The sequence below is a fragment of the Microcoleus sp. PH2017_34_RAT_O_A genome, from assembly GCF_020737885.1.
In the GTDB taxonomy this organism is placed as follows: domain Bacteria; phylum Cyanobacteriota; class Cyanobacteriia; order Cyanobacteriales; family Microcoleaceae; genus Microcoleus.
The window spans coordinates 171,594-183,338 of record NZ_JAEQDD010000003.1 but is presented as its reverse complement, the minus strand read 5'-3'; the positions used below and the strand labels follow the sequence as shown (position 1 = coordinate 183,338).

Sequence of the window (11,745 nt, the reverse complement as noted above, 5' to 3'; positions counted from 1 at the left end):
TGCTTTGCTCGAAGAGGAAGCAGCCAGCGTCGCCCGAAAATCTAGTTGCACTGTCCAAAGCTGCTGTAACAGCTAAGGACAGCTAACCGCCAAACTGGGATGAGCAGTATGGAGGCTAATCGAGGATAACATTCTCTGTCGCCGCCCTGCCTTTTGTTAGTATGCGGGGCGGCTGGGTTTTTGGGTTTTCCTCACCAGAAAAACCAAAAACTAGGAGACCATATTATGTCACAGGAATTTTTGCCTGACGATAACTCGTCCGTTAGCGAAGCCCTCGAAGAGGATCGTCCAAATGACGACTTTGAATCGGAACAGGAAGTCTTGCAGATAACCGTTTTCGGTTCCCACAAAGCCGTTTTAGAAACCATCCACACGTTGTACCGGCTGGGATTTGCAGCCGTCGGCGATTGGAGTCCTCCGCAGCGAGGGTCAAAACCAGGACAAGTGATTAGTGTACTGATTAAGCGATCGGGCAAAGTCTAGAAATTGGGCGGTCTTCATCTTTTTGTGCGGGCTAGAAGCCCACCCCACAATATTTTAAATAAACCCAATTGTGAAACAGGCATCTTGCCTGTTTATCCCCCAATTGTGGCACAGGCATCTTGCCTGTTTCTCCCTCAATTGCGGCCCAAAAGATTTAACTTTTTGTGCGGGCTAGAAGCCCACCCCACAATATTTTAAATAAACCCAATTGTGTAACAGACATCTTGCCTGTTTCTCCCTCAATTGTGGAACAGGCATCTTGCCTGTTTCTTCCCAATAGTGGAACAGGCATCTTGCCTGTTTCTCCCCACAATTACGCAATGACTATCTTAAGTAAACCGTATTGATTTATAGCCTTTCTCAAAAAGATGAGGTATGACTGACAGCTTACATAACCCTTCAACTAAGAGGGCTCAAGCCCAACAACGTACCTCATATGAGAGCTAGATCCGCTATAACTGTTTCTCCCCCATAGTGGAACAGGCATCTTACCTGTTTCTCCCCGACAATTACCAAGGACTGCCGATCGTACTAAAAGCGGCCCAATAATAAGGATGCGATAAATTTTTGCTCTCAAGTTTGGGGATAGACGGCGGCAACGGAGTTTCTCCCCTAGAACTTCGCAGTTGCCCATTTTCGATGGTGACTTTACCTTTAATCGCAGCAATTTGTGCTTGTCTGAGAGCTTCAGCTTTAATGATTGGAGGATCTTGAGGTTTGCTGCTAATTTTTAACTGCTGGTAAAACTCTGTCATCAGCGCCAGAGTCCCCGCATCTGACACATACCACAAACTGGCGAGGGCAGATTTTGCTCCCGATTGCAACGCTAAGCCGCCAAATCCGAGTTCTGCTTCTTTGTCTCCCGAGGCAGTTCTACAGGCGCTCAATACTAACAGTTCCAGTGGCGGATTGTTCCATTTCAAATCTCTCATTTGAGATAATCTGAGTTGGTTATCCCAAAATTGAATGTAGGAGTTATCTGGGCTTCCGGGGCGGAATTCCGCGTGAGTCGCCAGGTGGATGATGCCGTATCTTTGTTGCAGTCGCTGCGATTGCAAGTTAACGATGGTAAAATCTTCGTTGATAAAGGATTGACCTGGCCACTGTCGGGCGATCGCACTTAATTCTAACGGAACAGCCGGTAGCGGTTGTTTGTTCGCGGTTTCTGAGAAATTTTCTGCTCCCATTGCTAAGACGTGGGAGTTTCTGAGATCGGCGTAATTGATGTCTATCAGCTTGAATGCCGGAATCCGCGACATACTGTATTTTTCGATCAAAAATTGCTTTCCGTCGTGCATTGCTGCTAGGGGTACCGTTCGCAAACCTTCGCCGACGCAGAACAGCAAGGTGTCAATTTTTGCTATTTTCAAGTCTGCTTCTAGCGGTGCAATTATCCATTGATAAAGTTGTTGAGCTGATTCTAGATAGCTGGTAGTATTAATTTGTGCTACTTTGGTGATTTCGCTGGTAAATGCTTGGACGACTGGCACCAGTTTGTCTTTTTGGGCTGAGGGGACGCTGCGGTTAATTGGCGGGCGATCGGGCAATATTAAGATTAGTTCTAGTTGGTCTGTGCGCGGGATGGCGTAAATTAAAGCTGGTTTTTTCTTAGTTTGAACTGCTAGGCGGGAAAGAGTTTTTGATATTGATTGGGCGGTTTTTTCGCGGGCGGCAAAGTCTTGTTCAAAGTATGTTTGATAGTCTTCTTCCCAGTCTTTTTCGATTCTGGTGACGGCTTCGGTGAGGTTTCCGCGATCGAGAACTTGTCTCATTTCTTGCCCGTTAAGTCCGCCTGGTTCTGGCTTTTGGGCAATGGTAGCGAGGTTCGCGGTGCTCCAGCAGAAAAGTATGGCTGTCAAACAGTAAAAAATAGCTCTTTTGATTTTTTTCTGAGTTGCGTGTTTTTGACGGTGCTGCTGGGATTGGTAGTGCATGGTTTTGGGGCGGTTAGACCATTTTCGATTTGCGATTAAAGAATTGGGAATGATGGTTAAAATCGAATTTTTTGAAACAATAATAACGGCTTATTTGACTGCTGCACCACTCTGGATCGTAAAAACCGTTGGTTCGGAGTGCGATCGTCCTGCTCGGTTGCCGATCGCGCTTCCTGTAAATAATTAACTCTGCTGGCGATCGCGATTATAGCATTCCACACAAACCCCAAACATCTCCTATCGGGTGAACAGCCCGCAACGCCTGATTCCTGGCGCACCAACGACCGCCCCTGGGCCCAGAAATTCGCGAATTATGTAAAGTTTTGTAAATTATGCAGAAGTTTTGCATAAAAATCGCAGATCCCGACAGATAGGCAAATAGAAGGCATTGCAGGGGATATGGCGGCTCCGACAGCCGGCGCACCAGTCGCTCTGGGAGCATTCGCTCAACCCGGCGGCCTGCATAGCTGGTTGGAGACTATTTTTCTGAGTAACCTTGGAACAAGAGATGCCTACTAAGGACGAAATTGACGATCGGCTCAAACAGCTAGCCATAGCTGCCAAAAATCACCAGCCTAAAACTTTAGGGCGACAGAAAGCTGTGACCAGATTAGTGATGGAAATTGAAAAATATAAAATCATTAACTGTCCGCAGAATAAGAATTTTTCCTACGCAATTTATCAGGAAATTTTGCTGGAAGCCAAACAGGAACTGATGTTTCGCATTTCCCGGGAAATTCACAACTACCGACCTGAAAAAGAGGTCAGCCAGTGGGTAAACTTCTTGATAGTTAAATGTTTTCAAGAAACCACCCCTAAAGTTATAGGTAGGAAAGATTTACCAACTGTATACTACGGAGATATGGAACCCGTTTTCAATCAAATGGAAAAGCAGCAGGTCGAACATGAATCTTGTCCAATCGCAGCAGGTCTAATTGAGATGATTGAAGAAGATCCGGGCGATATTTTTCAAAACGAAGTGATGAGAAAGCACGCCCACGTCAACTTTAAATTGTTGCTGGTCAAGAGAGTGATAGAAGATGCAAGCTTGCAGCAAATCTCCGAAGAGTTAGGAGTAAGTATTTCAAGTTTGAGCAGTTTTTACCAGAGGTCTTTGGAGAAATTCACGCCCAGATTCCGAGAATACTTGTAGGACATTCAAAACCCAAAAGCAGAGATGGATCATGAATAACACAGAAGTTGATTTAGTTTTGACAATACCGATCGCCCCAGCAGCCTACCGCAGCGCTCAAACCCTTGCACAGCAACAAAGTGACCGGGGGAAAGCCAAACAGGTTTATCTCAATGCTTTGGCTGTGCACGCAGTCGATTTCTACTTTCAGTGTATGGAAATAGACACTGATTTGGATGCCAGCAATATTTGGAATCCTGCGATCCAGAAATTCATGGATATTGCGGATTTGGATGTCAAAGGTATTGGCAAGCTGGAATGCCGTTGGGTAAGCCCTGGTGAAGAAGGTGTCTCGATTCCGGCAGAAGTGCGATCGGACAGAATCGGTTATGTTGCTGTAGAGATCGGCCAATCTCTCGAAGAGGTGAAGTTGCTGGGATTTGTCAAAAATGGCGATCGAGAAAAAGTTCCACTTAGCGAGTTGGAGTCGATCGACAACCTGCTAGAATACTTAGACGAGCTCAAGCCTGTAAATCTCAGTCAGTGGTTGCACAATATTGTCGATAGCGGTTGGCACACAGCCCAAACACTGTTCGAGTCAAAACCAGAATTGCAGTTTGCTTTCCGAAGTCCCCAAGTAGTCGAAAAAAGTGCTTCAGCAGATGTACGCGTACCAGTCAAGCGAGGCAAATTACTCAACTTAGAGTGGGGAAAAGAGCAAGTAGCTTTATTTGTGGAATTGATGACAACCGATGAACCAGATATCGATATTTCGGTAGAGGTTTATCCCACAAACGGTCAAACTAACTTGCCCAACGATTTGCAGTTGATGGTGCTGGATGATGAAGGTGAACCTCTGATGCAAGCTAGGGCAAATAAAACAGAAAATTTGCTCTTTGAGTTAAGCGGAGAACCGGGAGAGCATTTTAGTGTCAAGTTGGCTTTGGGCGATTTCAGCGTGACTGAAAATTTTTTGATCTAATTGTCACTTATCAAGAGGGGGTGTGAATTGTGGATAAGTTAATTGTTTTGAAATTAGACGGAGATTGCGAAGAAGGTTTTCGCTGCACCATAAAAATTGGGAAAAATAATCAATTTCCCTCTACGGACTTTACGGAAAGTAAAACATTGCCAGCCAACCCGCAAATAGCAGCTTTTGAAGAAGAACATTGGCGGGAAAAATATCGAGCTATGGGAACAAATTCCCGGCATCACCAGGAAAATTTAGTGCATTTAATTTACCCTTTTTTGCACAAAGATGCCAAAAAAAATACTGCTGTGAAATCGACGGTGGCTAAAGGATTGTCTTTTCGTCGGATAAAACCGAAAAAGATTAATGCAAGAAGTCCTGTGAATGATTGCAAAGAGTCTGGGAAAAAACTTGTGTTGATGCTGAATGATTGGCTCAAGTCTCCTGAATTTGCTAGGGTAGATAGAATAATTGGGGACAATTTAAATCCAGATGAAGAGGCAAGGGTGCTGATTTGCACAAATGACAAACACTTGCACAAACTGCCTTGGAATCAGTGGGATTTGTTTGAAAGATTTCCGAAAGCCGAACCTTCGCTGAGTAAATTAAACTATGTAACACTGGAAAATCCTGGACAACCTATCCGCAAGTCTAAGGTAAGGATTTTAGCAATTCTGGGAAACAGCGCTGGGATTGATATCACGCAAGATAGGAAAATTTTGGAGAATTTGTCTCCCAATGCTGAGGTGAGGTTTCTAGTGGAACCGAAACAGGACGAAATTAACGACGAACTTTGGGAGCAATCTTGGGATATTATATTTTTTGCAGGCCATGGGGAAACTGAGGACGATATTGGCAAAATATATATCAATCAAACTGATTTTTTGACAATTAATGAGTTGTGGTGCGGCTTGAGGAAAGCGGTAAAAAATGGTTTGCAACTGGCAATTTTTAACTGTTGCGATGGGTTGGGTTTGGCTAGAAATTTAGATGATTTTCAGATGATTCCGCAAATGATTTTAATGCGGGAGTTTGTGCCGGATTTTGTGGCTCAAGAATTTTTAAAGTGTTTTCTTAAAGAGTTTGTGGATGGCAAGTCTTTGTATGCAGCAGCGGGGGAAGCACGGCGGCGGTTGGAGACTTGGGAAAAGGATTTTCCTTGTGCTAGTTGGTTGCCTGTAATTTGGCAGCATCCGGCAGCGAAGCCTGCGGTTTGGAACGATTTTTTGCTGGCGCCGGATTCGCCTGCTGTGGCCCAGGATTTGACTTTGCTTCCCACGTCTGGGAAAAGACCGCCGGTTAATGTTTTTTCGCGTTTGAAGTCGGTGATTTTGGCGAGTGCGGGCTGTACCCTGGCTGTGATGGGAACGCGCTCTCTGGGGGTTATGGAGGCGCTGGAACTGTCAATGCTCGATCGACTAATGAGCCAGCGCGAACCGGAATTAATCGACAATCGGTTGCTGGTTGTGGAAGTGACAAACAAGGATGCCGAGAAGTACGGCTATCCCCAAACGGATGCTACTTTAGCAAAGGCGATGGACAAATTGCAGCAGTTTAAACCTATAGCAATTGGTTTGAATATGCACCGAAATGTGGCAAGGGAGCCAGGAAGAAAAAATTTAATTTCCCTATTTGATAGCAATCCTAATATTATTACTGTATGCAGTTATGGTTCCAATGATATAAATTACGATCCGCCGCCAGAATTGTCTAAGGCTAAATTAACCAATCAACTTGGTTTTAGCGATTTGACTCCGGATGAATTGCGCCATGAAAAAGGTAGCAGTATTCGCCGTCAATCTCTTTCCTATAAACCAAATGTTTCTAGTTTTACTAACAAGTGTAAAATTCCCACTAGCTTCAGCTTTCTGTTAGCTTTGCGTTTTTTGGAAAATCAAGGAATAAAATCACAGATAAGTAACAATCAAGAGTGGCGAATCGCTGATGTTACATTCAAAAGATTGGCTACTCGTACAGGAGGTTATCAAGATTTAAAGGCGCTAGTAAGTCAAGTCTTGCTCAACTACCGCGCCAACCCCAAGCCAGCTTTTAAAGTGACGCTTCAAGAAGTATTGGAAGGGAAAATAAACTCTGATTTAGTCAAGGGTAAAATTGTCCTAATTGGTCACACTTCGGAGGTTTCGAGGGAGGATTCTGATACTCCTTACGGTAAAATGTCGGGAGTTTGGATTCACGCTCACATGGTGAGTCAAATCCTCAGCGCTGTAATTGATAAAAGGCCGCTAATGTGGCTTTTACCACAATCGCAAGGGATACAGTGGGGAGATGCTGTTTTTGTGTGGTTGGTGGCTGTGACGGGCGGGCTGTTGGTTTGGCGGGGTCGATCGCTCTTGGTGTTGGCGATCGCTAGCGGTGCTATGATCTGTGTGCTGTACCAAGGTTCTTTGGTAATTTTGACTTTCGGTGGCTGGATGCCTTTGGTTCCGGCGGTTGTGGCTTTAGTTGCGACGGGTGGTATCTTGTTTGTGTACGATCGATCTTAATTAGCCTCGGCGGCTGAAATTTCGGAGAAATGTCGGCGGTTGAAACCGCATCTATACAAGCAAATTCCGAACTCAGAGGGACTGGGAGAGAAGAGAGCTTTTATGTGTAAAATGCAATTGCAGTTAGTTTTGGGTTTAATTTTGGCGATCGATTCTGCGTCAGCGCTGGCAAATCCGGCACATCCAGCTACTGTAGTAGAAAATAATTTGGTCAAAAATCATCGAATTGCGATCGCACAAAACGCCAAACCCCAGAGAAAGCCGGATATAAAAACACCAATCACACCACCAGACAAAAACACGAAACCCGGGGCCGGATCGAAAGTATCAAAAACACCTAACACACCTCCCGATTCTAATACCAAACCTGGTGGACTCGACCCTTCTAAATCATGCAAAAGAACCAATAAGGTAATTGCTCAACCCCTTTAACAAGAAGACAATATAGACATTAGATAAAGGAATGGAAAAACTCCCCGACTTAAAACAACTATCGAGCGAGGCAAAAGAAGCCTTGATAGTAGAGCTATGGGAGAAAATCCAAAAACTCAGCGCAATATTAGACACCTACGAACCAAAACCCGAGCCAGAGCCATCTCCCAAAAAAACTCTTCAAAATTCCAGCACTCCACCTTCCAAAGGATTCAAGCCCAACATTTGTACCGACGCTCTAGTTGAGCAATTACAACGGCAGCTTATTTTGAGAAATAGCGGCAATTGATTCCCCTGCGATCGCAAATCCCGCCTTGATTTCAACACCCTCGATCAAATCCTGTGGCATATTTTTAAAGACTCCAACCCAAAAATAAATCTAACAATCAATACAGTTGAACCTGAAGCAGCGGAAATTCGGGATTGAGATCGAACTCTCACCGTAAATTTTTCAATAATTGCTTTTTATGTCCTATGTCTTTAGGTTGTAAATTAAGTTGCAACAATCAAATTTAACTAGCGCTATCACTGGGAGCAAAGTATGGCAAGCCTCGTGGTAGAGTTCGGCTAAGTCGATATTTTGGGTGGCGACAAGTTGGCGGCGGTATATTTCAGTTTTGGATCGCAAAGTAAATAATTTACACTCTTGAAAGTGGGACGGGCGGGACGCCCATCCCACAAGAACCATCAATAAGTTATTTAATTCTCATTCCTTTGCTGTTGACTTGATTTGCGATCGCACCAACAATTTTCGATCTGATAGGTACTTGTACGGATTACGAAAATAGTGTTAAGGCTACTAATCAAACCAACTTTCTCACTTTTTATACTCATCTTTGTTAATTGTGGCACGGGCGTGTCGCCCGCGAGCCATCGGCAGTTAAAAACTCCAAAATTTATGGTACTTTTTCCGATCGAGCAACTAACTGTGATATATATAACTCACTTTTCCTAATTTATATGTAATAATACTTAATTAGATAAATAATTTTACACTATGCGGTCGATCGCCAATGTTAGCTATCGACAACCCAAACAGAATCGATGCCAAATTAAAAACAACATTTCCAGCTCCCTCAATGAAAATAGCCGCGTGTGGCAGTTAATTGCAGTAAATTCAAGTCAGGGATTGATAAACAGATTGAATTTCCAAATTTACACACGATTTTCATATAAATTGACAAATTTAGCCAAACAAATTAATTCTAAACTGTTAGAATAGCTAACAGTTAGTATTACTGCAATTGCGGTGCAGAGCGAATACCTGTACTGTCTATAAAGCAAATTAGCGATCCGTCCATAATTAAATGCCCGAGTCGCCTATACTTACTTACACCCCCCTGGGAAAAGTAAACTAAAAACCTAAATAAGTCACTGAAGCACCCTCCGAGCAAGTGCAGGAGCTTCACAGAAAGCCTCTGTTGACGCCAAGGTTTTTTTACTCAAACATGAAATTTGATTTGTATGCTGCACCAACCGAGCATCCCTTTTGCTCACGCCACCTTGCTGAGTACAGCAATGGTGGAGATTTTTCAGGGGGAAGAAAGATGAATTTGGAACAATCCTCTACAGGAATAACCCCCGATAGCTGCGCTGCGGCAGTAGTGGAAATCATTCCGCTGATTGTGGGGTCGATTCGAGCCCAAATGCGAAATCAAGGAGAACCCTTTTTATCGATATCTCAGTTTCGCAGTCTCATGTTTCTTTACCGCTATCCAGGTTCTTCTTTATCCAAGTTAGCAGATTATTTGGGGGTAACTCGACCGACTGCTTCTGCAATTTGCGAGCGCTTGGTTCAGGAAAAATTTGTAGACCGCAAAGAACATCCTCAGGAACGGCGAGCGGTGGTGCTGAAACTGACAGAAACTGGTCGTGCGAGGCTCGAAGAAATTCAAGCGCTCACCTGTAGCAATATTTCGCCAATGTTCGAGGATTTGTCTGAGGAGCAGATGGAGAGCGTTTTAGCAGGATTGACGTTACTCAGAGAGGTGTTTGACGGCAAATCTAACGATCGGTAAAACCTCATATACATCTATTTACTGTTTAATCTGTGACATATAGGTTGTAGGGTACGTAGTCCGCACCCTACAGCTTTTTTTGACCTATAGCCCAATACGGTTCATTTAACACTCCTTATACTTGGATATCCCCCTCGCATCCTCGTTAAGAAGCAGCGTGGTTTTATAGTCATCACAAAAATTAGGTACGTAGTTGGGCTTGGGCCCTCTTTATCCATAGGCCTAAAGAGGGCTTAAGCCCAACTACGTACCTTGATTAGGAATAACAATTTAATAACTTAAGCAATGTTTGCTCGTTGCTCGTTACCAGGAAGAGCCTAGTAATGCAGATTCGGAGGCTCTGCTTCCCTTTACCTTGCCGCTTATGGAGATAGAGGATAGTTATTACATAATTTACTTTTTGGCTGAATTTAACAGCTTTGCTAAAACGTTTCGCGTTATCTGCTGAGCTCCGGCATTTAAAACAGGCGATCGCAACTGCGGCGCATTGTAATCGTCTAATCCCCACGCCCACTGCATCGAACCAGTCGCGAATACTTTCGCCCCCGAATCTGCTGTATAAACCGTCATGTCAGCATAGCGAGTCCCGCCGCCGTGAGGGTATGGAGAATGCCCGACCCGAACTATATTTTTCGGAGCATTGCCAAACATTCGATCGACTTCATAACCCAACAGTCCCGGTAACTTGTCGCCCTGTTTTAACTGAGTTTTTTCCAGCAGCCAATCCGGGGCATTTTTATCAATCACAATATCAGAATTAACTTGAAATGTCTCGTACATAACACCTATCAAAGCATCTTCTGGACTTCCGATAGAGTGGTCTCGCCAGCGAGTTGTTACTAAAGAATTAAGTGCTGGCGATTTATTGTAACTTGTTGCTATTTGAGTGCTTTCTAGTTGCTCTGTTCCATAGCTTAATTCCCCAGTATTAGCTATTTTTACTATCGAATTAACGGCGCCTAATTCTTTTTGTAATGCGCCCATAGGGTCTAAATCTGCCATTTCTTTATAAGCAACCACAGTTCGGTTTACTTCCCTAGTAATTCGGCTGGGTTCTAGGCGGATCTGCCAATAGCAAATATTGGAACCAAAAAATCCGATGCTGACGCCTTCATCTCTAGCAGCTTCTATATTTTCTCGCATATCTCGCGACCAGTATTCGTCGTGACCGACGGACAAAAATGCTTTGTGAGACAACAGCAACCGGGAGTTAAAATGCGTGTCAATGTTGGTGGCATAGGTAACATCGTAGCCTTCTTTTTCCAGCCACCTGACCATATTGTATTCCCAACCAGCGCTCGAAGTTCTCCTTTTTGGCTGAAAATTTGTCAGAAATTCCCCCGCACCTACGCCGTAAGCTGCTTTGCGGTTGGGACTCATGGCGTAGGGCCGATTAAACGAAACCTTGTAAGCTTGTTTTGCCATGCTGTTCCAGCGGTAAAGGGATTTGTGACCCCAATTGTTGTACGCTTGGAAAGTGGTAACGCTGGATTGAAATAAAATGTCGGATTTGCGATCGTCATCCCGCACTGCAAAGATGATATAACTTTGTTTCCCGCTGATACTGGCTGTGAGTTTTGCTAAATAAATGCCGCTTGTCCAGTCGGAAGGGCGATCGGGAATTCGCAAAATATACGGGTCTTTCCAATCGCATTCTATCAGTCCCGATGCTTCATCTTCTCTCGGCGGAGGCTGTCTGATTCCCTTCCGCACAATTGGGTCATTCATCCGGCGGCCACCGAGTCCATTATACCATCCGGTGCGGAATATTTCTATGCTATAATTCGGTTCTTTAGTGTTGACAAATAACTTAATTTCGCCGCCGAGATTGACGCTGGTCAGAGAGGCATAACCTTCGATTTCTCGCTTCGTAGCAGGATTTTCTAACTCCCAGTCTGGGGTTCCGGGTTTTTGGTTTTCTCGGGCTGTGAGATTGGTGCCGATAGCACTTTTTGCGATATTTGAATAGTCTTGAGAATGTGCTGCGCTGTTAGACAAAAAAGGGGCGGCTAAGCCAAGTGAGAAAGCTTTCAGAAACTCTCGGCGGCGCAATTTCGACAATAGTTTAACTGTCACTGGTTTAAGTCTATGAATTTTAGGTGATAGATTGTACGGTTGGGTTTGGGTGTATCGGGCGTAACAATACTTTACAATAGCCCTGGAAACATCATACCTGAGATAGATTAATTTGCGATCCTCTTCGAGGGCTTCGCCAACGCGCGATCGTCCTACTCCGACTGAGTGATTTGTCTGAATTTTTCTTCACATATAA

At 44.2% G+C, this 11,745-nt stretch carries 10 protein-coding genes; 7 read left to right on the top strand and 3 right to left on the bottom strand.

What is annotated here, in order from left to right; translation table 11 throughout:
* Window positions 1-225 precede the first annotated feature (225 nt).
* A complete protein-coding gene (locus tag JGK11_RS03040; protein ID WP_293185809.1) occupies window positions 226-483 on the top strand; it encodes a hypothetical protein in 258 nt (85 codons plus the stop codon).
* 509 nt (window positions 484-992) lie between these two features.
* Here JGK11_RS03040 and JGK11_RS03035 read toward each other — a convergent pair.
* Both JGK11_RS03035 and JGK11_RS03030 read right to left on the bottom strand, forming a co-directional pair.
* Complete coding sequence (locus JGK11_RS03035; RefSeq protein ID WP_293210511.1) at window positions 993-2,417, bottom strand: CHAT domain-containing protein; 1,425 nt, start codon at window positions 2,415-2,417, stop codon at window positions 993-995.
* Between the two features lie 56 nt (window positions 2,418-2,473).
* The gene (locus JGK11_RS03030) at window positions 2,474-2,638 is read right to left on the bottom strand and encodes a hypothetical protein (RefSeq protein WP_293210509.1); all 165 of its coding nucleotides are present in this window, start codon (window positions 2,636-2,638) and stop codon (window positions 2,474-2,476) included.
* Window positions 2,639-2,925: 287 nt separating this feature from the next.
* Between JGK11_RS03030 and JGK11_RS03025 the strand changes: the two genes are divergently transcribed.
* From JGK11_RS03025 to JGK11_RS03000, 6 genes are all read left to right on the top strand, one after another.
* The gene (locus tag JGK11_RS03025) at window positions 2,926-3,570 is read left to right on the top strand and encodes a hypothetical protein (protein ID WP_293210507.1); all 645 of its coding nucleotides are present in this window, start codon (window positions 2,926-2,928) and stop codon (window positions 3,568-3,570) included.
* Between the two features lie 31 nt (window positions 3,571-3,601).
* Window positions 3,602-4,531 carry a DUF1822 family protein gene (locus tag JGK11_RS03020; RefSeq protein ID WP_293210505.1) on the top strand — a complete coding sequence of 310 codons (930 nt, stop codon included), beginning with the start codon at window positions 3,602-3,604 and terminating at the stop codon, window positions 4,529-4,531.
* Between the two features lie 29 nt (window positions 4,532-4,560).
* Entirely contained in the window at window positions 4,561-7,023 is a 2,463-nt protein-coding gene (locus JGK11_RS03015; protein WP_293210503.1) for a CHASE2 domain-containing protein, read from the top strand.
* 102 nt (window positions 7,024-7,125) lie between these two features.
* Window positions 7,126-7,455, top strand: coding sequence for a hypothetical protein (locus tag JGK11_RS03010; RefSeq protein WP_293185799.1), 330 nt, complete (start codon window positions 7,126-7,128; stop codon window positions 7,453-7,455).
* Between the two features lie 31 nt (window positions 7,456-7,486).
* Entirely contained in the window at window positions 7,487-7,744 is a 258-nt protein-coding gene (locus JGK11_RS03005) for a hypothetical protein (RefSeq protein ID WP_293185797.1), read from the top strand.
* A 1,258-nt stretch (window positions 7,745-9,002) separates the two neighbouring features.
* Entirely contained in the window at window positions 9,003-9,473 is a 471-nt protein-coding gene (locus JGK11_RS03000) for a MarR family transcriptional regulator (RefSeq protein WP_293196327.1), read from the top strand.
* Window positions 9,474-9,866: 393 nt separating this feature from the next.
* Here JGK11_RS03000 and JGK11_RS02995 read toward each other — a convergent pair whose 3' ends face one another.
* The gene (locus tag JGK11_RS02995) at window positions 9,867-11,549 is read right to left on the bottom strand and encodes a N,N-dimethylformamidase beta subunit family domain-containing protein (RefSeq protein WP_293191622.1); all 1,683 of its coding nucleotides are present in this window, start codon (window positions 11,547-11,549) and stop codon (window positions 9,867-9,869) included.
* Window positions 11,550-11,745 lie beyond the last annotated feature (196 nt).